At 71.9% G+C, this 21,785-nt stretch carries 20 protein-coding genes and 4 pseudogenes; 5 read left to right on the forward strand and 19 right to left on the reverse strand.

Annotation, left to right across the window (positions count from 1 at the left end; genetic code table 11):
• Nucleotides 1-36 precede the first annotated feature (36 nt).
• Both IE262_RS04565 and IE262_RS04570 read right to left on the reverse strand, forming a co-directional pair.
• Nucleotides 37-552, reverse strand: coding sequence for an immunity 21 family protein (locus IE262_RS04565; RefSeq protein ID WP_134031282.1), 516 nt, complete (start codon nucleotides 550-552; stop codon nucleotides 37-39).
• A gap of 65 nt (nucleotides 553-617) precedes the next feature.
• Nucleotides 618-1,100: a rhodanese-like domain-containing protein gene (locus IE262_RS04570; protein ID WP_134031285.1), complete on the reverse strand. Its 483-nt coding sequence runs from the start codon at nucleotides 1,098-1,100 to the stop codon at nucleotides 618-620.
• A gap of 94 nt (nucleotides 1,101-1,194) precedes the next feature.
• Here IE262_RS04570 and IE262_RS04575 point away from each other — a divergent pair, with 94 nt between their 5' ends.
• Entirely contained in the window at nucleotides 1,195-1,641 is a 447-nt protein-coding gene (locus IE262_RS04575; RefSeq protein ID WP_134031289.1) for an Lrp/AsnC family transcriptional regulator, read from the forward strand.
• Nucleotides 1,642-1,648: 7 nt separating this feature from the next.
• On the opposite strand, the gene IE262_RS04580 is transcribed toward IE262_RS04575, so the two are convergent.
• From IE262_RS04580 to IE262_RS04610, 7 genes and pseudogenes are all read right to left on the reverse strand, one after another.
• Nucleotides 1,649-4,642, reverse strand: coding sequence for an AAA family ATPase (locus tag IE262_RS04580; protein ID WP_189871397.1), 2,994 nt, complete (start codon nucleotides 4,640-4,642; stop codon nucleotides 1,649-1,651).
• Nucleotides 4,639-5,802: an exonuclease SbcCD subunit D gene (locus IE262_RS04585; RefSeq protein ID WP_189871399.1), complete on the reverse strand. Its 1,164-nt coding sequence runs from the start codon at nucleotides 5,800-5,802 to the stop codon at nucleotides 4,639-4,641. The genes IE262_RS04580 and IE262_RS04585 overlap by 4 nt, the downstream gene beginning before the upstream one ends.
• Before the next feature lie 170 nt (nucleotides 5,803-5,972).
• A pseudogene (locus IE262_RS04590) lies at nucleotides 5,973-6,394 on the reverse strand (CBS domain-containing protein).
• Between the two features lie 74 nt (nucleotides 6,395-6,468).
• Nucleotides 6,469-6,846: a glycosyltransferase family 2 protein gene (locus IE262_RS04595; protein ID WP_189871680.1), complete on the reverse strand. Its 378-nt coding sequence runs from the start codon at nucleotides 6,844-6,846 to the stop codon at nucleotides 6,469-6,471.
• 46 nt (nucleotides 6,847-6,892) lie between these two features.
• Nucleotides 6,893-7,198, reverse strand: a pseudogene (locus tag IE262_RS04600) (carbamoyltransferase N-terminal domain-containing protein); the annotation flags it as partial.
• Nucleotides 7,199-7,257: 59 nt separating this feature from the next.
• A pseudogene (locus tag IE262_RS04605) lies at nucleotides 7,258-8,248 on the reverse strand (NAD-dependent epimerase/dehydratase family protein).
• A 578-nt stretch (nucleotides 8,249-8,826) separates the two neighbouring features.
• Nucleotides 8,827-9,273 (reverse strand): SPW repeat protein, encoded by a 447-nt coding sequence (locus IE262_RS04610; protein ID WP_134031304.1) that lies wholly within the window; start codon nucleotides 9,271-9,273, stop codon nucleotides 8,827-8,829.
• A gap of 233 nt (nucleotides 9,274-9,506) precedes the next feature.
• Here IE262_RS04610 and IE262_RS04615 point away from each other — a divergent pair, with 233 nt between their 5' ends.
• From IE262_RS04615 to IE262_RS40335, 3 genes and pseudogenes are all read left to right on the forward strand, one after another.
• On the forward strand, nucleotides 9,507-11,303 hold the full coding sequence (locus IE262_RS04615) for a thiamine pyrophosphate-requiring protein (protein WP_134031307.1): 1,797 nt from the start codon (nucleotides 9,507-9,509) through the stop codon (nucleotides 11,301-11,303).
• Nucleotides 11,303-12,457: pseudogene (locus IE262_RS04620) on the forward strand (enolase C-terminal domain-like protein). Before IE262_RS04615 ends, IE262_RS04620 begins: the two are co-directional and overlap by 1 nt.
• A 240-nt stretch (nucleotides 12,458-12,697) precedes the next feature.
• Nucleotides 12,698-13,195 carry a thiamine pyrophosphate-dependent enzyme gene (locus IE262_RS40335; protein ID WP_373304965.1) on the forward strand — a complete coding sequence of 166 codons (498 nt, stop codon included), beginning with the start codon at nucleotides 12,698-12,700 and terminating at the stop codon, nucleotides 13,193-13,195.
• A gap of 6 nt (nucleotides 13,196-13,201) precedes the next feature.
• Here the strand turns inward: IE262_RS40335 and IE262_RS04630 are convergent, their stop codons facing one another.
• From IE262_RS04630 to IE262_RS04660, 7 genes are all read right to left on the reverse strand, one after another.
• Complete coding sequence (locus tag IE262_RS04630) at nucleotides 13,202-14,983, reverse strand: glycoside hydrolase family 15 protein (RefSeq protein WP_189871403.1); 1,782 nt, start codon at nucleotides 14,981-14,983, stop codon at nucleotides 13,202-13,204.
• Between the two features lie 141 nt (nucleotides 14,984-15,124).
• Complete coding sequence (locus IE262_RS04635; protein ID WP_189871405.1) at nucleotides 15,125-15,688, reverse strand: hemerythrin domain-containing protein; 564 nt, start codon at nucleotides 15,686-15,688, stop codon at nucleotides 15,125-15,127.
• 78 nt (nucleotides 15,689-15,766) lie between these two features.
• Nucleotides 15,767-16,780 (reverse strand): iron-containing redox enzyme family protein, encoded by a 1,014-nt coding sequence (locus IE262_RS04640; protein ID WP_189871407.1) that lies wholly within the window; start codon nucleotides 16,778-16,780, stop codon nucleotides 15,767-15,769.
• Between the two features lie 7 nt (nucleotides 16,781-16,787).
• A complete protein-coding gene (locus IE262_RS04645; RefSeq protein ID WP_189871409.1) occupies nucleotides 16,788-17,018 on the reverse strand; it encodes a CDGSH iron-sulfur domain-containing protein in 231 nt (76 codons plus the stop codon).
• Nucleotides 17,002-17,679 carry a HemK2/MTQ2 family protein methyltransferase gene (locus tag IE262_RS04650; RefSeq protein ID WP_134031329.1) on the reverse strand — a complete coding sequence of 226 codons (678 nt, stop codon included), beginning with the start codon at nucleotides 17,677-17,679 and terminating at the stop codon, nucleotides 17,002-17,004. Before IE262_RS04650 ends, IE262_RS04645 begins: the two co-directional genes overlap by 17 nt.
• Nucleotides 17,680-17,706: 27 nt before the next feature.
• On the reverse strand, nucleotides 17,707-18,666 hold the full coding sequence (locus IE262_RS04655) for an LLM class F420-dependent oxidoreductase (RefSeq protein ID WP_189871411.1): 960 nt from the start codon (nucleotides 18,664-18,666) through the stop codon (nucleotides 17,707-17,709).
• Nucleotides 18,667-18,805: 139 nt separating this feature from the next.
• Nucleotides 18,806-19,162: a helix-turn-helix transcriptional regulator gene (locus tag IE262_RS04660; protein WP_189871413.1), complete on the reverse strand. Its 357-nt coding sequence runs from the start codon at nucleotides 19,160-19,162 to the stop codon at nucleotides 18,806-18,808.
• Between the two features lie 114 nt (nucleotides 19,163-19,276).
• Between IE262_RS04660 and IE262_RS04665 the strand changes: the two genes are divergently transcribed.
• A complete protein-coding gene (locus tag IE262_RS04665) occupies nucleotides 19,277-19,870 on the forward strand; it encodes an ANTAR domain-containing protein (protein WP_229877088.1) in 594 nt (197 codons plus the stop codon).
• 49 nt (nucleotides 19,871-19,919) lie between these two features.
• Here IE262_RS04665 and IE262_RS04670 read toward each other — a convergent pair whose 3' ends face one another.
• The 3 genes from IE262_RS04670 to IE262_RS04680 are packed head-to-tail and all read right to left on the reverse strand — an operon-like array spanning nucleotide 19,920 to nucleotide 21,763.
• On the reverse strand, nucleotides 19,920-20,546 hold the full coding sequence (locus IE262_RS04670) for a YigZ family protein (protein ID WP_134031341.1): 627 nt from the start codon (nucleotides 20,544-20,546) through the stop codon (nucleotides 19,920-19,922).
• 9 nt (nucleotides 20,547-20,555) lie between these two features.
• Nucleotides 20,556-21,095, reverse strand: a complete 540-nt coding sequence (locus tag IE262_RS04675) for a SixA phosphatase family protein (protein WP_189871415.1) — start codon at nucleotides 21,093-21,095, stop codon at nucleotides 20,556-20,558.
• Nucleotides 21,092-21,763: a hypothetical protein gene (locus IE262_RS04680; protein WP_134031347.1), complete on the reverse strand. Its 672-nt coding sequence runs from the start codon at nucleotides 21,761-21,763 to the stop codon at nucleotides 21,092-21,094. The genes IE262_RS04675 and IE262_RS04680 overlap by 4 nt, the downstream gene beginning before the upstream one ends.
• Nucleotides 21,764-21,785: the final 22 nt, after the last annotated feature.

The raw sequence follows: 21,785 nt of genomic DNA on the forward strand, positions 1-21,785 counted from the left end.
CGTTCGGCCCGCGCTGCCGGGGTCGCCGTCCCTGGGTCAGGCGGCGAGCCGTCGCAGCCGGACGAGACCGAGCCAGGTCTCGGGGCCGGCCGACACGTACGCGGCGCTCACCCCGTACCGTCCCGGCTCCAGTTCGACGCGCAGGTGGTCCGTGCTCCGTGAACTGTCCCCGGGCCAGGCGGCGTCGAACACGACCACCGGGCCCGGCACCCGCCACTCCACCTCCGGTTCCCACAGCGCGGTCCGAAGCGCCGTGGGAACGCCCGCGAGGAGTTCGTCCTCGGAGTTCGCGGCGTACCACCGGACGAAGGTGCCGTGCTCGGGGAGGAAAGCGGTCGAGGCGGGCTCGTCGCCCAGCACGAGCGCCCTGGTGTCACCGACGGGAAGCAACCCGATGGAGCCGTTGATGTCGCAGGCCCGGTCGTAGTCCGACGACATCTCGCCGCCGTCCGCTCCCGTCCAGAACGGCAACACCACCTCGGGTACCGCGATGAGCGGTCCCCCGCCCGATTCCACCCACTGCGTGACACCTGCATCCGCGTATCGAGACATGCGAAGAGAACCTACACGGGGCGCACCGGACGAAGATCAGTGTCCCCTACATGTTCCGTACGTGTTCAGCAGCCGCAGTCCTCCGCGTCCACCGGTGTGGTCAGCCGGTCCGGGGCGCGGCGCTCAAGACCCTCCCCCGTCGTCTCGTAGGCGAAGCCCTCCCGCACCCAGTACTCGAAGCCACCGAGCATCTCCTTGACGCGGAAGCCGAGTTCGGCGAGGGCGAGGGCGGCGCGGGTGCCACCGTTGCAGCCCGGACCCCAGCAGTACGTGACGACGGGGACCGCCTTGTCGAGGAGTCCCTCCGCGTGGTCGGCGATGAGGGCGGTGGGCAGGTGGACCGCACCGGGGACGTGGCCCTGGTCCCAGGCCTCCGTGGAACGGGAGTCGAGGACGACGAAGCCGGGGTCGCCGTCGGCGGCGAGGGCGGCGGCGACATCGGACACGTCGGTGTGGAAGGCGAGGCTCGCCCGGAAGTGGGCGGCAGCGGTGGTGGGGGGCGCCGGGGCGACGCGCAGGACGGGGTTCGCAACAGTCGTCGGGGTCATGGCCGGAAATCTACGGCTGATGATCGAGCCCCTGAAGAGGCAATCCACGGATCGGGTCTTGATCTGCCGGGGATTCCCCTGTTGTGTGGGCGACATGACCGCGTATTCCCCGGACGCCACCGACTGGCGCATCCTCGATGTCCTCCAGCGGGAGGGCCGGGCCAGCTTCGCCGAGTTGGCGCGTGCCGTCTCGATGTCCGCGAGCGCGGTCACGGAACGGGTGCGGCGGCTGGAGGAGGCGGGCGTCATCCAGGGGTACGCGGCCGTCGTGGACCCGGAGCGGCTGGGGCTGCCGATCCTGGCGTTCGTGCGGCTGAGGTACCCGCACGGCAACTACAAGCCGTTCCACGACCTCGTCGCCGCGACCCCGGAGATCCTGGAGGCGCACCACGTCACGGGCGACGACTGCTTCGTCATCAAGGTCGCGGCCCGTTCGATGCGTCATCTGGAGGAGGTGGCGGGGAGGATCGGCGCGCTGGGTTCGGTGACCACGAGCGTCGTCTACTCGTCGCCGCTGCCGCGGCGGCCGCTGGGCCGGTGACCTGGGCTCAGCCGGCACCCCTCTGCCGTACGACCGACCCCGACCTGCCCTTCACGATCTCCAACTGGGCGTGGATGCGCCGCCGGAGGTCCGCGACGTGGCTGACGATGCCCACGCTGCGGTCGCGCTCCCGGAGGGCGTCGAGGACGTCCAGGACCTCGTCGAGGGTCTGGTCGTCGAGGCTGCCGAAACCCTCGTCGATGAAGAGTGTGTCGAGGCGCACGCCGCCCGCCTCGTCGGTGACGACGTCCGCGAGGCCGAGCGCCAGCGCGAGCGACGCGAAGAACGTCTCGCCGCCGGAGAGTGTCGCGGTGTCCCGTTCCCGGCCGGTCCAGGCGTCGACGACGTGCAGTCCGAGTCCGCTGCGGCCGCGTCCGGCGCGGTCGGCGGAGTGGACGAGGGTGTAGCGCCCGGCCGACATGCGCCGCAGCCGTACGGTCGCCGCGGCGGCCACCTGTTCCAGGCGGGCGGCGAGCACGTACGCCTCCAGGCGCATCTTGCGTTCGTTGTCCGCGGAGGTGCCTGCCGCCAGGCCCGCCATGCGGGCCACACGGTCGTACTCCTCACGCAGCGGCGCGAGCCGCCGGACGCGGACGGCGGCCCGGGCGGACAGCCGGTCGAGTTCGGCGCAGCGGCGCGCGGCCGCGTCCCACGCGGAGACCGCGTCCTGGAGCCGCCGCCCGGCGGCCTCGGCGGCCCGCTCGGCCGTGTGCGGGTCGGCGGGCGGCCGCTGGGCGGCCGCGGCGGTGTCGGCCTCCGCCAGGACGGCGCGCACCGCGGCCTGCTCCGACTGCCAGGCGTCGAGCCGCCGTTGGAGGTCGCGGTGCTCCGCGTCGTCGAGGAGCGCGGCCGCCGCGGCCTGCGGGGTGTCGAACCCGGCGCGGAAGGCGGCGTCGGCGAGCCGGGCGTCGGCGTCCTTGAGCCGCTGCGCCGAGTCGTCGGCCGCGCGGGCCGCGTCGGCCGCTTCGGTGAACAGCGCGGCCCGCCGTTCCAGGTGTGCGGCGCGTGCGGCCACGGAGTCGGCGGTGCCGCGCGCCTGGGCCAGCTCCGCTTCCAGGGATGCCTTCTCGCGGTCCAGGGTGTCCCGGCGGGCGGCCCTGGACGCGGCCCTGACCGCCGCCTCCTGCCCGGCGGCGAGCCGTAGCTCCCGCTCGTGCTCGGCCCTGCGGAGCTCCTCCTGCGCGGAGTGAAACCTCAAGGCGCCCCGGCGGGCCTCCGCGTATTTCTCTTCCAACTCGGCCGTTTCCTGGGTGAGTTGCTCCGTGGGGGTGTCTCCCGCCTCGGCGGTGGCCGCGGCCAGCGCCTCGCGTACGGCACCGAGGCGCCGTTCGTCCTCGGCGCTGACGTCGTCGGCGCGCCGGGAGTCGGCGAGGGCCCGTTCCTCGGCCTCGCGGCCGATGTGCCCGGCCACCTTGCGGGCGGGCCTCGGGTGCTCGGTGGCGCCGCAGACGGCACAGGGCTCGCCGTCGGCCAGTTGGGCGGCGAGCTCGGCGGCGATGCCCCGCAGGCGCTGTTCCTTGAGGTCGAGCCAGTGGGCGCGGGCGTCCGCGGCCCGTTCGCGGGAGGCGAGCGCGCGCTGGTGGGCCTCGTCCGTCTCGCCGGCCAACTGGTCGCGCAGCCGTGCGGCGTCCAGCCGCCCCCGCGCGAGGTCGCGCCGCACAGCGAGCTGTTCGGCCCGGGCGGCGGCCTCCTGGGCGGACTCGATACGGCTCTGGAAGGCGGCGCGGGCCGTGTCCCAGCCGGAGAGCCAGCTCTCGGCCTCGTCCAGCACGTCCTCGTCGGCCCGCTGCTGGCGGTCCAGGTCGGCGCGCTCGGCGACGAGGCCGGCCAGCCGCTCCTCGGCACGCCGGGCCGACTCCAGTCCGCCCAGCTCCTCGGCGGCCTTGCGCGCGGCGGCGGCGAGCCCTGCCGCACCCGCGTCGGCGTACCCCTGCGGGAGCAGGGCACGCGCCCGCGTCTCGTCCGCCGCGGCGCGGCGGTGCTCGGACTCGGCCGCGTCCCGGAGCTCCAGCGCGGGCGCGACGGTCTCGGCCTTGCGGCCACGCTCCATGCGCGCCTGCGCCTCGCGGTGGGAATCGGCCCGCTGCTGAAGGAGGTCGGCCCGCTCCCTGGCCTCCGCGAACCGCCGTTGCAGCCGCGCCAGTTCGCGGACCTCGTCGAGGGTGCGCTCGGCGGCGGCCCGCGCCGAGTCCGCAGCGCCCCGCGCGCAGTGCGCGACGGTGAGCCGCTCGCGCGCCGTGCTGCGGGCCACGGCCGCCCAGGCCAGCACCGCCTCGGCGAGCCCCGGGTCGCCCGGCGCCAGCTCGGGCAGGGGCGTCGCGTCACCGGCGGCCTGCTGCATCCGGTGGGCGTCGGCCAGCAACTCCGCGTCACCGGCGCGGACTTCGGCCTCCGTGGTGCGCCGCCGCTCGGCGAGTCGCTTCTCGACCTCGGCGAAGCGGTGTGTGTCGAAGAGCCGCCCGAGGAGCCTTCCGCGGGCCTCGGCGTCGGCGCGCAGGAAACGCGCGAAGTCCCCCTGGGGCAACAGCACGACCTGGCAGAACTGCTCGCGGCTCATACCGAGGAGCTGGGTGATCTCCTCGCCGATCTCCTGGTGAGAGCGGCTGAGGTCCTTCCAGGAACCCGCCACCGGGTCGTACTCGCGCAGCCAGCTCTGCGCCTTGTCGAGCGTCGTGCCCGTGCCGCGCTTCTTCGGGCGCTCCCAGGGCGGCTGCCGGGTGACCTCCAACCGGCGTCCGGCGACGGTGAGTTCGAGCCGGACCTCGGTACGGGTGGTGGGCGCCGCGTGGTCGCTGCGCAGGGTCAGCCCCTGGCCGCTGTGCCGGGCGCCCGGCACCGAGCCGTACAGCGCGTAGCAGACGGCGTCGAGGACGGACGTCTTTCCCGCACCGGTCGGGCCGTGCAGCAGGAAGAGCCCGGCCGCGGACAGTTCGTCGAAGTCGACCCGCTGGGAGCCTCCGAACGGCCCGAAGGCCGTGATGTCCAGCTGGTGCAGCCTCACCGGCGGACCTCCCGCACGGCCTCGTCGGCACGCACCGCGTCGAACGCGTCCTGGAGCACGGCCTGTTCGCGCTCGTCGGGCCCGGCGCCGCGCACATGGGCCACGAAGTCCTCCGCGATCTGCCGGTCGTCGCGTCCCGCGAGGCGTCCGGCGTAGGAGACGTCCGGGTCCTCGGGGGACCGCTCGGGAGCGAAGACGAGCGCGAGCGTGTGCGGGAAACGCTCACTCAGCCGGGCCATGGGGTCAGCGGGGCGGACGGGGTCGGTGAGAGTCGCCTCGACCCACGCGTCCTCGTACCGCGCGAGCTCCGGGTCGGCGAGCAGGTCCTCCAACTCCCCCCGGATACGGGCCAGCGGGCGCGGCACCGGGCAGTCGACCCGCTCGGCCTCGACCGAACCGTCGGCGCCGAGGTCGACGAGCCACATGCTCTTGCGGTGGGCGGTCTCCGAGAACGAGTACGCCAGCGGGGAGCCCGAGTACCGGACGCGCCCGGTGATGACCTGGCTGCCGTGCAGGTGGCCCAGCGCCACGTAGTCCACGCCGTCGAAGACGCCGGCGGGCACCGAGGCGACTCCTCCCACGGAGATGTCCCGCTCGCTGTCGCTGGACTCGCCGCCGGTGACGAAGGCGTGGGCGAGCACCACGGAACGCGTGCTTCCCGCGCGCGTGGCGAGATCGGCGCGGACCCGGTCCATGGCGGCGGCGAGCACGGCCTCGTGGCTCGGCTTGTCGGCCCCGAACTCGTCCTTCACCAGGGCCGGTTCCAGATACGGCAGCCCGTAGAACGCCACGTCGCCGTGGACGTCGGCGAGCACCACGGGGGTGCCGCACGCCGAGGCGTCGGTCCGCAGATGGATGCCCGCCCGGCCGATGAGCCCGGCGCCGACGCCGAGGCGGCGCGCCGAGTCATGGTTCCCGGAGATCATCACGGTCGGCACGCCCAGCTCCGCCAGCCGGTGCAGGGCGTCGTCGAACAACTCGACCGCGGCCAGCGGGGGCACCGCGCGGTCGTACACGTCCCCCGACACGACCACCGCGTCCACCTCGCGTTCGCGCACGCATCGGACGAGGTGGCCGATGAACTCGGCCTGGGCGCCGAGCATGTTCACCCGGTGGAACGCCCGCCCGAGATGCCAGTCGGATGTGTGCAGAATCCTCAAGACGCCACTCCGACCCGCATGTTTCCCCCTCGCTCCGCCCCTGGACCCAGCACCGGTATCCGATCTCTTACGGACCTCAGTCTGCCACCGGTGTCGGGCGTCGGATGGCAGACGGAGAACGGTCGCGTCGCGGCGGACGCCAGGGAAGGGGCTGTGTTCGGGGTCAGACGTTACTCATTGGGCCTCGCAGCGCTGATGTCGCCGAGAGCCGAGCCGGGGTCACGCTCGATGGCCAGATCACCGATGGAGACGATGCCCACCGGGTGATGTCCTTCGTCGACGACCGGAACACGGCGGACGGCATGCTCGCGCATGACCTCGACCGCGCGGTCCACATCGTCGTCGGGCCCCACCACGACCAGATCCTCGCTGCACGCGTCGGCCACGGTCGTCCGGTCCGGATCGCCGCCCCCGGCCACCGCGCGCACCACCAGGTCACGGTCGCTGACCAAGCCGCGCAGCTGCTCGCCCTCGGCGACCAGAACGGCACCGATGTTCTCGTCACGCATCATCCGGGCCACGACCGCCACGGAGGTCTGCGGTTCGACGGTCGTGGGGTGAGTCGTCATGATGTCGTGACATGCTGGGTCATGGATACGTTCCTCCTCAGGTGGGCGGCGCCTCTCACCGCCCTCGGAGCCGCGAGTACCCGGGGGCGACCGGCCCTCACGTCGTCACTCCTGGAGTTCCTTCGTCAGCCCGGTCCAGCAGCCTGGCCGCGCTCTCCACCGGCGCGGGGAGCGGCGTCCGTTCCTTGAGGGCCGAGGGGAGGCGGGCGAGCGTCCCCCGCAGTGCCGCCATCGCGCCGGGTTCACGGCGCGCGGCGGCCGCCGCGACCGTGGCGGTCCCGCGGAGGGCCACGGGGAGAGGCCGCCGCAACCACAGGGTCAGCAGGTGATTGCGCGACTGGACCGCCGTACGACCCGGTCGACCGCCCGGCGCCGGATGGTGCCGGGCGGTCACCGAGGGGGCGTACGCGACGCCCCAGCCCCGCGCGGCGAGGTCGTACGCCAGCAGTGTCTCCTCGCCGCCGAAGAAGAGCACCGGGTGGAAACCGCCCGCGTCGAGGAAGGCGCTGCGGCGGACGACCTTCCCGCGCGTACGTCTGCCGGAGGTGGTCCCAGGGGTCGTCGAGGCCCATCTGGTGGGCCGGCCGGGCGAGTTCGGGGTCGTAGGAGTAGGTGACCGCGTCGAGGTCCTGGGGGCGCAGTCCGGCCCGGGCCAGGCACCAGGCGGCTGCCTTCTCCGGCAGCTCCCAGGCGGCGAACGGCACCGGCCGCTTGCCGTGCTTGCGCCGGGAGAACCGCTCTTCCTCGGCCGCGGCGACCGTTTGGCCGTCGATGACGAGCGCGGCGGCGAGATCGTGGAAGAGCGCGTTGATTCCGAGGATGCGCATGAGGGCCAGAACCTTTCGGCGAGGGGGACGCCGCTGCTGGGCGCGCGGGGAGCCGACGGTCAGGGACCACCGGGTGGGTGGGTCGGCGGGGCGTCCGCCGGCTCGGCGCGGAACCAGTCGATCGTGCGGCGCAGCCCGTCCACGGGCGCCGTCCGCGGTTCCCAGCCGAGCTTGTCGCGGGCCAGGGTGATGTCCGGGCAGCGCACCGCGGGGTCGTCGACCGGACGTTCGATGAAGCGGATCTCGGAGCGTGACCCGGCGAGGCGGATGACCAATCGCGCGAGGTCGAGCATGGTGATCTCGTCCGGATTGCCGATGTTCACGGGCCCGCGTGTCCCTGGGCCGCCGCCGCGAGCACCCCTCGCACGGTGTCGTCGACGTAGCACAGCGAGCGGGTCTGCTGCCCGTCGCCGGTGACCGTGAGGGGCTCGCCGGCGAGGGCCTGCCGTACGAAGGTCGGCACGGCGCGGCCGTCGTGGCCGCGCATCCGCGGCCCGTAGGTGTTGAACAGGCGCACGATGCCGGTGTCGGTGCCCTTGGTGTCCGCGTGCGCGGTGGTGAGTGCCTCGCCGAAGCGTTTCGCCTCGTCGTACACGCTCCGTCGCCCGACGGGGTTCACATGGCCCCAGTAGCGCTCGTCCTGCGGGTTCTGCTGGGGGTCTCCGTACACCTCCGAGGTCGAGGCGAGGAGGAAGCGTGCCGAGGACGCCCGGGCCAGTTCCAGGGCGTGACGCGTGCCGAGGCTGCCGGTGTCCATCGTGTGCAGGGGCAGTCGCAGATAGTCGGCGGGTGACGCCGGGGACGCGAAGTGCAGGACCAGGTCGCAGGGCCGCTCCACCGGGATCTCCTCGGCGACATCGGCCTGCACCAGTGTGAATCCTGGGCGGTCGAGGAGGGGGCGACGTTGTCGAGGCGGCCGGTACTGAGGTCGTCGACGCAGGTGACGTCGGTGCCCGAGTCCATCAATGCCGTACACAAATGCGAACCGACGAAGCCGGCGCCGCCGGTGACGACTGCGTACTGCCAGTTCGGTGAGAAACCGGTGGTCATGGCGATCTCCTCGTACGCGACCACGCCGTATCGCCCCCTGCGGGTGTGCGCCGGGCGCGGCGACTGGCCGCGTCCAGGCGGCTGGCGGCTTACGGGGATCCGAGGTCCGGCACATGGCCCTGTGGGGACGGCCGGCATGACGTCACGCCATGGAGGCTCCGGTGGGGCTGCCCGGACGGGACGGGCGGTGAACGCGGGGGCCTGGAAGAGCCCCGGCCTGGTTCTCCCGTGTCGACATCGGAACAGTGGCTGGATGCGCACCTGCGGCGGGAGACGCCCGAAGTCGAGTGTCACATGGGCCGGTCCGACTCGCGACCGGGCCGGGTTCCGTTCGCTCCTCGGCCCCGTGGGCAAGGTCGTTGCTCCGGTGGTGGTGGCATGCGCAACGAAGTTCCCAGGCCGCCGCGACTCATCATGCAGGCGAATCGGTGACAGTCGGAAAAGCGGACCGCGACACCCAGTGAGTACGCGCCGACGGAAACGGCCGGGGCCTCACGGTGCCCACCGTCGACCGCCCGGAGGGCACCCGCCGGCAGGGAACCCCCGGACCGATGGTGTATCGCCCGTCGAGCTTCGCGTCAGCGGCGGGCTCGGCGGTTGACGCCGACGGTCAGGCCCACGGCGGCGAGCCCCAGTACCGCCGTCACCGCGCCCAGCCAGACGTTGTTCCAGATGATGCCGGCGCGCGCGCTGTGGGCCACGGTGACCACCCACGGGGCGATCAGCAGCCATATGCCGAGTGGAGCGATGACCCAGGCCACGCGGAGCATCCGCTCCGGCGCAAGGGCCAGACCGAGACCGATCAGGCCGACGGTGATGCCGACGATCAGGTTGTTGACGGTGATGTTCGCTTGACCCGCGAAGTGCACCACCCAGGGCGAGATCGCGGCGTAGACGCCCGCCAGGAGGATCAGTCCCTCTACGGCGATCGCCGGACCGCTGGAGGCCGTGCGCTCAAGCCGTTCCCGCATCTCTACGAGCTCGGGGTGGGTGCCCATTTCGCTGGAGTTGCGCTGGTACGACATGAGAGTTCCCCTCTGAGAGGATTATTGTCTTCCGCACGTATTACCCCTTTATGGGTGATTTATTCGGCTTCTCGCCGACCCAACTGGGGCCTGGTCGCGAGCGGTTCCCTGGCGGCCGGAGTGGGGGGCCACGGTGGGTCGGTCAGGAGAGTGGCACGGGGGAACCGCCGTTTACGCACTCCGCCCACGGGTCACTCACTGTGACATCACAGCCGTGTCCGAGGGAGTGCGTCATGACGCTGGTGGCCGACTACGTATTGCAGCGCCTGCGGGAATGGGGCGTCCGGCGGGTCTACGGCTATCCCGGTGACGGGATCAACGGGCTGCTCGGTGCGTTCGACCGGGCGGAGGGCAACCCCGAGTTCATTCAGACACGGCATGAGGAGATGGCCGCGTTCATGGCCTGCGCGCACGCCAAGTTCACCGGTGAGGTGGGCTGCTGCACGGCGACGTCGGGGCCGGGCGCGGTGCATCTGCTGAACGGCCTGTACGACGCGAAACTGGATCACCAGCCCGTGGTGGCGGTGGTGGGGCAGCAGAAGCGGCTGTCGCTCGGGGCGCACTACCAGCAGGAGGTGCATCTGGAGCGGCTGTTCGCGGATGTGTCGGAGTTCTGCCAGATGGTCGTGCATCCGGGGCAGGCGCGGCATGTGATCGACCGGGCGTTCAAGACGGCGCTGACGACCCGCTCGGTGGCCACGGTGATCATTCCGAACGATGTGCAGGAGGAGGACGCCCAGCCGTCGCCGCCCAAGACACACGGCGCGGTGTTCTCCAGCGTGGGCTGGAGCCGGCCGCGGGTGCTGCCGGACCCGGAGGAGGTACGCAAGGCGGCGGACATCCTCAACGAGGGCAGCAAGGTCGCCATCCTCGTCGGCCAGGGAGCCGCGCACGCCGAGAGCGAGGTCGTGGAAGCGGCGGAGTTGCTGGGTGCCGGGGTGGCCAAGGCGCTGCTCGCCCGTGAGGTGCTGCCGGACGACCTGCCGTTCGTCACCGGCCCCATCGGTCTGCTGGGCAGCAAGGCCAGCGACTCCATGATCCGCGGCTGCGACACCCTGTTCATGATCGGCAGCAGCTTTCCGTACGCGGAGTGGTTGCCGGACGAGGGGCAGGCCCGTGGCGTGGAGATCGACATCGACGGACGGATGATCGGCATCCGGTATCCGATGGACGCCCACCTCGTCGGGGACGCCAAGGAGACGCTCAAGGCCCTGCTGCCGCTGCTGCGGCGCAAGGAGGACCGTTCCTGGCGGAAGGGGATCGAACAGGACGTCCGGGAATGGAACGCGCTCTGCGACAAGTGGGCGGGCCAGCACTTCGGCAAGACGATCAACCCGCAGGCCGTGGCGGCCGAGCTGTCGCCGCGGTTGCCGGACGACTGCATCCTTACGGCGGACTCGGGCTCGGGGACGAACTGGTGGGCGCGGCATCTGAAGCTGCGGGGCGGGATGCGGGCGTCGTTGTCGGGGACTCTGGCGACGATGGGGCCGGGGACGCCGTACGCGATCGCGGCGCGGTTCGCCTACCCGGACCGGCCGGTGATCGCGTTCGTCGGCGACGGGGCGTTCCAGATGAACGGCATGAACGAGATGATCACCGTGAAGCGGTATCTGGACCGGCTGTCGGGCCCGGCGCCGTTCGTCTTCTGCGTCTTCAACAACCAGGACCTCAACCAGGTCACCTGGGAGCAGCGTGCGATGGCCGGGGATCCGAAGTATCCCGGTTCTCAGCACATCCCCGACGTTCCCTACGCGAAGTACGCCGAGCTCATCGGCCTGAAGGGCGTGTACTGCGACAAGCCGAAGGGCGTGGGCGCGGCCTGGGACGAGGCGCTCGCCTCCGACAGGCCCGTGGTGCTGGAGTTCAAGGTGGATCCGGAGATCGCGCCGATTCCGCCGCACATCATGACCGAGCAGGCCAAGAAGGCCGCCAAGGCGGTCGTCCGTGACCCGGAGAGGGTGGGCATCGCGGCCAAGGGCGTGCGCCAGAAGCTCACCGAGTTCGCGGAGCACCTGCCCGGACGCCACTGATGGAGGGCGAGCCGACGGGCACTGACCCCGCCGGGGTGGACTGCCGTATCGAGACCGTCGATGTGCACGCCTTCGAGATCCCCACGGACGGTCCGGACGGCCGGGAGCAGGACGGGACCCTGGAGTGGGAGTCCACGACCATGGTCCTGGTCCGGGTGCACGCCGGCGGGAGGACCGGGCTGGGCTACACCTACGGGGATGTGTCGGTCGCCTCCTTCGTGTCCTCGAAGCTCGCCCCGCTGGTGCGGGGTCAGGCCGTCTCCTCGCCGCCGGCGCACTGGCACCGCATGGGCAAGTAGATCCGCAACGCCGGCCGGCCCGGCGTGGGAGCCATGGCCCTGTCGGCGGTCGACGTGGCGCTGTGGGACCTCAAGGCGAGACTGCTGGACCTTCCACTGGTCCGGCTGCTCCCGGCCTACCACGACCGGGTACCGGTCTACGGCAGCGGCGGCTTCACGAACTACTCCCTCGACCGTCTCGCCGGACAGCTGACCGGCTGGGCGGAGCAGGGCATCCCGCGGCTGAAGCTGAAGACCTCGCGGGAGCCCGAGCGCGATCCGCGGCGCCTCGACGCGGTCCGCAGGGCCGTGGGCGACGAACCTGAGCTGTTCACCGACGCCAACGGCGCGCTCGCCCGCAAGGAGGCGCTCTACTGGGCCCGCAGGTTCCACGAGGAGTGGGACGTGCGGTGGTTCGAGGAGCCCGTCGGTTCGCCCGACGTGGCCGGCCTGCGGATGCTGCGCGACCGCGCCCCGGAGCGCCTGGAGATCGCCGCGGGCGAGTACGCCTACACCGCGCGGGACTTCGTCGACCTCGTGGACGGTCCCGCCGTCGACTGTCTCCAGGCCGACGTCACCCGCTGCGGAGGCATCACGGGACTGCTGGAAGTGGCGGGACTGTCGGCGGCCCAGCACCTCGACCTGTCCGCCCACTGCGCACCGGCGATCTCCGCCCATGCCTTCTGCGCCGTGCGCCGACTGCGGCACCTGGAGTACTTCCACGATCACGTGCGGATCGAGGACCTGCTGTTCGAGGGCACCTTGTCGCCCGACGGTGGCGCGCTGCGGCCCGACACGGTACGGCCGGGACTCGGTCTGGAGTTCAAGTGGGCCGATGCGGAGCGTTACCGCGCGTACGGAACGCGACCGGCCTGAGCAGGCGCGTGACAGCTCGCAAAGGAGAGTGGGGAGATCCGATGGCGAAGGCAACACGCCGGACGACGCGCGACGTGCCGGCCAAGACCCACCCGGAGATCCCGGGGCCGCCACGATCCCGGCAGACCCTCGACGTGGGCGGGCTGGAGCGGGCTCTGCGCAAGGCCGTCGGCGGAGAGGTGCGCTTCGACAGCGGCTCGCTCGGCCTGTACGCCCAGGACTGCGTCGAACTTCCGTCAGGTGCCCATCGGCGTGGTCGTCCCGCGCACGTACGCCGTGGCGGCCCGCCTCGCCCACCCCGACCGGCCCGTCATCGCCTTCGTCGGTGACGGGGCCTTCCAGATGAACGGTCTGGCCGAGATGGTCACCGTCAAGGACCGGCTGGAGCAGCCGGCCGGGGGCCCGCCGCTGGTGTTCTGCGTCTTCAACAACCGGGATCTCGCCCAGGCCACCTGGGACCGTCGTGCCGCCACCGGAAATCCCCGGCTGCTGGGCACCTCGTCCGTACCCGACGTGCCCTACGCCGAGTACGCCCGTCTGCTCGGTCTGCACGGCATCCGGTGCGAGCGGCCCGGCAAGATCGCCGAGTCCTGGGACGCCGCACTGGCGGCGGACGGCCCGGTCGTCCTGGAGTTCCTGGTGGACGCCGAGACCGAACCACCGACGATCCGGCCGCCGGGGCACGCCGCTGAGCGCGCCGGGCGGCTCAGAGCGCTGCTCGGAGGGCGCAGACGCTGAGCGGCCTCAGAGCGGCAGGGCGGAGGCGTTGCTGAGGCGTACGGCGCACTCCAGCAGCAGGGCGTGGACGAACGCCTGGGGCACGTTGCCGCGCAGCTGGCGCTGACGGACGTCGTACTCCTCCGCGAACAGCCCGGACGGTCCGCAGGCCGCCCGGTTCCGTTCGAACCAGCGGAACGCGCCGACCCGGTCCCCGAGGTGGTGCGTGGCCAGCGCCATGGTGAATCCGCACAGCAGGAAGGCGCCTTCCGCCTCGCCGAGCGGTACCCCGGGGCGATGGAAGCGGTACAGATACCCGTCCTCGGCCAGTTCGTCCTCGATGTGGGCGCGGGTAAGGGCGCTGCTGGGATGGTCGGCGGGAGGCCACCCGCGGATGACCGGCATCAGCAGTGCGGCATCGGGCCCGTCGTCGTCGGCAGCCCGGCGCCAGCGCCCGTCGGAGCGCAGGCAGCGACGCCGGGTCTCTGCCCACACGGCGTCCGCCAGCTCGGCGCAGCAGCGTCTGTCCTCGCGGGGCAGGAACCGCGCGATCCGGCGCAGCCCGCAGATGACGCTCAGCCGCGAGTGGGTCCACCACCGTTCCTCCAACTCCCACAGCCCGGCATCGGGCCGCGACCAGTTGCGCTCCACCGCGTTCACCACGGTCGCCGCCGCCCGCTCCGCCTCCTTGGTGAGCCGGTCGTGATGGGCTGCCGCGGCGAAGAGCTGGAGTGCCTCGCCGAAGGTGTCGAGCTGGAACTGCCGGCCCGCCGCGTTGCCGATGCGGTCGCTGCCTCCCGGATAACCGGGCAACGAGAGCGCCCGCTCGTCCGGCGTCGGGTCGCCGGACACGGTGTATGCGGGTCTGACGGCGTCGCCGTCGGCGAGGACGCGCTCCGAGATGAAGCGCACGGCGCTGTCGAGCAACTCGTGCGGACCGTGCGCGGCGACCGCGAGGCCGGCGTAGCACTGGTCGCGGAGCCAGGCGAACCGGTAGTCGTAGTTGCGGTCCGTGTTCGCCTGCTCCGGGAGCGAGGTGGTGGCGGCCGCGACCATGCCGCCCCCTCCGCTGGTCAGACCGCGCAGGACGGCGTACGCGTGTCGCACGTCGCGTGGTGCGACGAGGGCGGAGCAGTCCGGTACGGCTCGCCGCCACTCCCGCTCCGTCGCGTCCCACAGTTCTCCGGCGTCGAGCCGGGGCCGGTCGTGCCCTTCGGCGAGCTCCAGCACGATGTCGTGCTCCTCGCCCTCACGCAGCCGGAACTCACCGCGCAGCCCGGAGTCGGGATCCCAGGACGCGCGGTGGGCTCCGAGGAGCCGCATGCGCAGTCCGCCCGCGTTCGCGGTCCACATGTCCCCCTCCACACGGGGCGACCCCATGCGGTGCGCGCCGAAGCCGGGGCGCGGATCCAGGACCAGCCGCAGAACTGCCTCGCCCCGTTCGGCACGCATCCGGCGCAGCAGGACCAGGCGGTCGGGGGACGAGGGCACTGCCAGGGCCTCACGGCACTCGATCAGGGCGTCCCGGGTCACCCAGCGGTTCACCCTGATGAGGGTGCCGTCCTCGTAGTATCCGCCCCCCACGTGCCAGCGGTCGACGGGTTCCACCGTGAAGTGTCCGGGCCCCCCGATGAGGGCGGAGAACACCGCGTCGCTGTGCCAGCGCGGCGCGCACAGCCAGACGATCCGCCCGTCCGGATCCACCAGGGCCCCGCGTTCGCCGTCGGCGAGGAACGCGTAGTCCCGCAGCGCCCAGGGCGGAGGACAGGTGCCGCCGCGCGCCGCCGCAGGCCTCTCGCCTGTGTCCATGGGCAGGGATTTCCCGTCCTGCCCGGCTGGGAACCACGGGATCCGCCGAACGGACCCCGGAAGGGATGCGTGGTCCGGCGCTGAACCGAGGTCCTGCCCCACCGCTCTGTCAGGCGTCCTTGCCATCAGCTGTCCTCGCCGTCAGCCGTCCTTGCCGCGGCCGGTGAGCGCGTCGCGGGCACGGTCGACCATTCCGGTTCCCGGGGCGAGGAGCTTGTTGAGCGGCGGCTCGTCCGGGGCTCCTGGGTGCGGGCGGGTCGGGGCGACCTTTTTGGCCTTGCGTACCTTTTCCCCCAGACCATCCAGGCCCTCCGGAGGGCAGGCGTCGGCCAGCAGGGGGAACAGGCGGTCTTCCTCATCCTTGACATGTGCCGCGACCGAGGACCTGAGCCGTGCGACGAGGATGTCGAACTGTGCGTCGCCGGGCTCGCAGGCCTCCAACTCCTTCAACAGGTGCTCGACTTCACTGTGCTCGGCGATCTCCTTGTCGGCGAGGTCGTCGCCACCGTCGACGTACCGGCGTACCGCCGGGTACAGGTACTGTTCTTCGGCCACTGAGTGGCGTACCAGTTCCATGGTCAGGTGGTCGGCCAGCTGACGTCGCTCGGGGTCGGTCCCGGCGGTGGATTCAATCCGGGTGAAGAGCTCTTCCACTTCCCGGTGGTCGGTGGTCAGTTCCTGAATGACGTTTCCTCCATGCCCCATGTGCGTGCTCCTTTCCGGCATCCGAGCCCCCAGGGCCTTGGCGGTGCCCGGGTACCCCCGTCCCGCCGGGCTGGAACGTCAGTCCGCCCGTAGCGCGCTGGTTCCGTTGCGCCACGCCCCGAGCAGGCGGACGGCGAGGCCGTTGTCCAGGAAGCCGGTGGTGCGCATCCCGAACACCACGTCGGCTTCGAGTTGGGGTTCGCTCTCCAGCAGTCCGCCGACCACGTCATGACGTACGACCTGTTCGTGAACGGCGTCGGCCTCCACGTGCTCCGTGTAGAAGCGCACGGCGGCCGGGCCCGCGCCCACCTTGCGCAGGGCGTGGGCGAGACGGCGTGAGGCCGGGGACGACGTCACTTCGACGGCCGCGAAGTGCCCGACCAGTGCTGCCCGCAGGCCGCGATGCAGACCGTAGAGGGACATGAGGTTGACGCCGGCGAGAACCTCGGCGGGGGCGGCGTCGACATAGTGTCCGTACGCGGTCTCCAGGTCCAGATCCCGCATGAGGTCGGCGAACAGAGCGGCGTGGATGTCGTCGGCCCGGCCGGCGCCGAACTCGTCGAACTCCACTGCGGCCATGGCGGACTTGGCGCGCCCGTACAGTCGGGGCAGCACCCAGGCGTGCGGATCGGCCTCCTTGAGGTGGTACAGGGAGCGCAGGGCCGTGTATTCGCGCAGGTGCTGGAGCGTGCCGTCCTTCTGAAGGAAGCGTGAGACGTCGTGGCCGGTGTCACTGGCCGGTTCGCGTTGCAGATCGTCCAGTTCCCGTTCGGCGGTCGCGGTGCTCTCGATCGGCACGTCCGTGCGCAGGGCGCCGAGGAAGCGGTCTTCGAGCGTGCGACGGACCGCGAGGAGCCCGGGGTCCCATTCGCGGTCGTCCGGTACGCCGTCGAATCCCTGGTAGTGCAGCTCGTAGAGGATGTACAGGGCGAGTTGCAGGTCGTCGCCGTAGGCGGGCTCGTCCGCCGGTGCGGGCGGAGCGCCGCCGTGTCGCGAGCCCTTCAGCGCGTCCACGACCGTCTGCGAGAGGGGGCCGCGTGGTGCGGGCAGCGGTGGCGCATGGCGGCGTGGCTCGCTCCGGGCTTCGGCCATGGGGGAATCACCCGGCCTCGCCGCCCGGTCGGCTCGACCGCCGGTCGCGGCGGCGGCGGTGGCTGGTGTCGCACCAGGGATAGATCTGGCTGCGGCGACAGGTGCAGACGGCCACGGTGAAACGGTGCGAGACGGTCACTTCGCCGTCCTCGCCCACGACTTCGACGGGGCCTTCGACGATCAGGGGGCCGTCGCGTTGGACGCGGATACGCCGGGGGCGTTCAGCTGCGTTCGGCACGGATCACCACCAGTTCCTCCCGCATGTCGTCGGTGCGCACCCCTTGTTCGCGCAGCCACGCAAGCCGTGACCGCAGCACCCGGCCGAAGGGGATCCGGGCGCGGTCCACCACTTCGGCGTCCAGTCCGGTGCCGCGCAGGCGGGACAGGGTGACGGCGACACCACAGAGGTCCGAGTGCACCATCAGCAGGGTGCCTCCCGACCGCATGACCGCCGGGGCGGTGTCACAGATGCGGTCCAACAGCAGGCGGCCGTCGGCGCCGGCGTTCCAGGCTCGCGCGGGACCGCGCGGCGGAGCACCGCCGGGAGACGGCACATAGGGCGGATTCGCCACCACGAGGTCGAAGCGACGGCCCGGCACCGCGGACACGAGGTCGCCATGGCGCACCCGCATGGTCTGCCGGTTACGGAACGCGTTGAGCCGGGCGACCGCCACCGCGAGCCAGGAGATGTCCACCGCGGTGACGCATGCCCCCAGCCGCGCCGCCTCGACGGCGAGCACACCGCTGCCGGTCCCCAGGTCCAGGACTTCCGTACGGGGTGTGATCCCCTCGCGGCGCATCGCCCGGCTCAACATCCGCGTGTCGTCCTGAGGGCGGTAGACACCGCGCGGGGCCCAGCAGCGGACGGATGAGGCGGGGATGTCGGATTCAGTGGTCATTCCCATGTGTCCCACTCCAGGGCCGGGTCAACCGCGCAGGTGGGGGAGGACCCTGGTGCGGTAGAAGTCGAAGAAACCCTGCTGGTCCTTGCCGATCTGGCTGACGTACACCGTGTCGAATCCGGCTTCGACGTAGTCGTTCAGCGCTTTGATGTGGGCGTCCGGTGCGTCGCCGCACGGCACGGCGGCCTCCACCTGTTCCGGCGTGACGAGCTGGGAGGCCTGCTCGAAGTGACGGGGAGTCGGGAGGATCTGCGCGAGTTCGCCGGGCAGTTGCTGGTTGGCCCAGAGACTGTGGGCGGTGCGTACCGCCTGGCGCTTGTCGGGTGCCCAGCACACCTTGAGTCCCCCGTAGACCGGCTTGGTTCCGCCGCCGCTGCTGCGCCGGAAGCGCTCGATCATGGCGGCGTCCGGCATCATCGTGATCAGTCCGTCGCCGACCCGCCCGGCGGTCTCGGCGGCCTCGGGGCCGAACGCGGAGACGTCGATGGGCACCGGCTCGTCGGGGATGGTGTACAGACGGGCGTTCTCCACCGTGTAGTGCTTGCCGCGGTGGCTCGTCTGTTCCCCGGTGAACAGATGGCGGATGACCTGGAGGGCCTCTTCGAGCATCTCCAGACGTACGGATGCTTCGGGCCAGGCACCGCCCAGGATGTGTTCGTTGAGAGCTTCACCGGTGCCCACTCCCAGCCGGAACCGGCCGCCCAGCTGTACCGCGCTCGTGGCGGCCGCCTGCGCGATGACGGCCGGGTGCGTGCGTACGAGGGGGCAGGTCACGGCCGTCTGCACCGGCAGGGACACGGCCTGGGACAAGGCGCCGATCACCGACCACACGAAGGGGCTCTGGCCTTGGAGATCATTCCAGGGGTGGAAGTGGTCCGAGATCCACAGTGAGGTGAAACCGGCCTGCTCAGCCATGCGGGCCTGATCAACGAGTTCGTCCGGGCCGTGCTCCTCACAGGACAGGAAGTATCCGAAGTCGGCCATCGCTTCTCCTGGCAGTCGGGGTACTCAAGCGAGGTTGCCGGGTACCCGTCGGGCCTGCCGCCGACACTGCCTGTTCGAGTGGATCGACGGGACGTCCCGTGGACCGACGGGACGTCCCGCATCCTGCCGGGCGGGAGGGTCACCTGCCGTCTTCGGCCTGCGCACCGGCGACAGTGCGGTGGGCTTGATGGCGGTCGGCCTCGTCGTGGGCGAGCAGGGAGAGCAGGGACGCCACGGTGAGCCCGGCCTCCGCCGGATGCCGCAGGGCCGCGCGTTGCTCGATCCGGTAGGTGTTGCCCCGCCCCTCCCGTCTGCGGGACAGATAGCCGGCCTGCTCCAGATCGGCGATGATCTTCTGAACGGCACGCTCGGTGAGTCTGCAGTGTGCGGCGAGGTCACGGACGCGTACGTGGGTGTCGTCGGCGATCGCGGCCAGTACACGCGCGTGATTGGTGATGAACGTCCACCCCGTGTGAGGTTCAGGTACTCCACCCATAGCGGCATCATACGAGGCAGGATTCACGCAGATGAATGGCCGAACTTCGTTTCATGTATCTATTGACGTCTCTCAAGGGCGGAGCCACGCTTGAGGAAGGAGCGAACTGTCCGAGTGCCCACGAGAGAGGCCGTCATGCCGCAGCCGGCACCCTCCGCACAGTCCGACACACGGCAGGCCGACGCCCACCCCGGAGTCGACGGCCCCGTCGACGCCCCCGTACGAGGGGGCGAGGCCGACAGCCGCTCCGACGGCAACCGGATCTCCGTCACCGTGTCCGGTGAACTCGACCGCGAGTCGGAACGGCATCTGCACAACGCGCTGAACTCGGCGCTCTTCCGCGAGGGCTGGGACATCGACGTGGACCTCAGCGGCATCGATTCCCGCGACTGCTCCGAGGAAGGCGGCGACGATCCGCGGGCCGAGGTCGTACAACTGCGTCGGGCGATGCAGACCCGGCCGACCATCGACCAGGCCTGCGGCATCCTCATGGCGGCCTTCTCGCTCGGCCCGGACGACGCCTGGACCACCCTGGTCATGGCCTCCCAGAACACCAACACCAAACTGCACCGCGTAGCCCAGCAACTGGTCGACTCCGTCCAGGGCGAGGCCCTCCCGAAGGCGGTGCAGGCACAACTGACCGCCGCGGTCGCCCGCCTCAACGCCCCCACAGCTGACCAGGACCAGGAAGCAAGCACAAGCACCTGACGGGCCGTCGCCGGAGCGCAGGTCGGCGAGAACCGGCGCGGACAGCTCGTCACCCGTCCCCGTACGCCTCTCCCCCGAGCTCGAATTCCGCCGTGCCCGCGGTCGCGTCGGCGAGCCAGGCACGGAACGAGTCGACGTCGGCGTCCGGCAGGCCGATCTCGATCGTGACGGCCTCCCCGTACCGCACGTCGCGCACCTCACGCCCGGTGGACCGCAGGTCGTTCTGCACCTTGCCGGCGCGCTGGTGGTCCACGGTCACGGTCGCCAGGCGGAAACGTCTGCGGGTGAGGGTCCCGACGGTGTCCAGGGCCTCGCCCACCGCGCCCCCGTACGCCCTGATGAGCCCGCCCGCGCCCAGCTTGACCCCGCCGTAGTAGCGGGTGACGACGGCGACGACGTACCGCATGTCCCGCCGCAGCAGCATCTGGAGCATGGGGGCGCCCGCGGTGCCGCCCGGTTCCCCGTCGTCGCTCGCCCTCTGGACGGCGGCGTCGGCGCCGATGACGTACGCGTAGCAGTTGTGCGTGGCGTCGGCGTGTTCCTTGCGGACGCGTGCGACGAAGTCCTGGGCCTCCCGCTCGGTGGCGGCCGGGGCGAGCGCGCACAGGAAGCGGGAGCGGTTGACTTCGGTCTCGTGCACGCCCGCGCGGGCGACGGTGCGGTACTCGTCCTGCATCGGGCCAGCCTATGCGTAGCGCCGTTTCTTCCCCCTCGGCACGGTCATCGCCGTCAGCAGCGCCGCGCCGGGGGCGAGGTCCTTCCAGGAGCGGCCGGACCAGTCGAGGACCGCGATCGCGGAGGTGGGGAACTTCGTGCGGACGGCGTCCAGCGCGTCGTCGACATCGTCCCCGGCCAGTTCCAGGACGAGGTGCTCCAGGCCCGGGTTGTGCCCGACGAGCAGCAGCGTCGCCACCTCGTCGGGGACCGCGCGCACGGTCTCCAGCAGCTCCGGCACGTCGGCCGCGTACAGCCGCGGGTCGTGTCGTACGGGCGGTGGAGTGCCCCACTGGGCGGCGGCCAGCTCCCAGGTCCGGCGGGCGCGCTCGGCGGTGGAGCAGAGGGCCAGGTCGGGCAGGCAGCCGGCCGCGGCGAGAGCGCGTCCGGCGGCGGGGGCGTCGCGCAGGCCGCGGGGGGCGAGCGGGCGGTCGTGGTCGGGGACGCCCACGGGCCAGGCGGACTTGGCGTGCCGCAGGACGACAAGTCTCCGGAGCGCCGTGCCGGTCATGGCACCGCTCCGATGTCGCGGGTGAGATCGAGGCCGAGAAGGCGGTCGGCGTAGGCGTACGTCTCGAAGCGGGCGCCGTCGGGCAGATCCTCGGCGCGCTCGACGCGCCGCAGGACATCGAGCACGGCGGGCACGTCCAGGTCGTCCTCCCATGCGGTGCGCAAGTCCTGCCGTACGGGCTCGGGCACGGGCCGGGAGGGGCGGGTGGCCCAGGTGGCGACGGCCTTGCGCCAGCGTGCGAGGGTGGCGCGGGCCTCGTCGGCGGTCACGCCCGGGTCGGCGGGCTCGGTGCGGGGAACCGCCAGCAGCGCGAACCGCAGGACGGATTCGTCCGCCGTGCCCGCTGCCGGGGCGACCCGGATGTGGACGCCGCCCTCGGGTGCGGGGGTGTCCGGACCGGTCACGTGCAGGGTGCGGCCGGTGACCGGGGCGGTGCTCCCGGCCGGCCGGATGCCCAGGGCATCGGCGCGGTCCCGTAGGTCGGGGTGCGGGTCGGCGATGGTGAGGGCGGGGATGCGGTCCAGTTCCAGGGCCCGTGCGAGCACATCGGCGACGAGCAGCACGCGCAGCGCCGAGGTGCCGGCCCCGGTCACATGCGCCTGGACGCGGGTGAGGGTCCGGCGGACCTCGGTGGGTGCGCCGGTGCGGGCGTCGGTGATACGCAGCACGGGGTGAGCGTAGGACGGAACG

Origin of the sequence: Streptomyces bluensis (assembly GCF_014650715.1) — a bacterium.
Classification (GTDB): domain Bacteria; phylum Actinomycetota; class Actinomycetes; order Streptomycetales; family Streptomycetaceae; genus Streptomyces; species Streptomyces bluensis.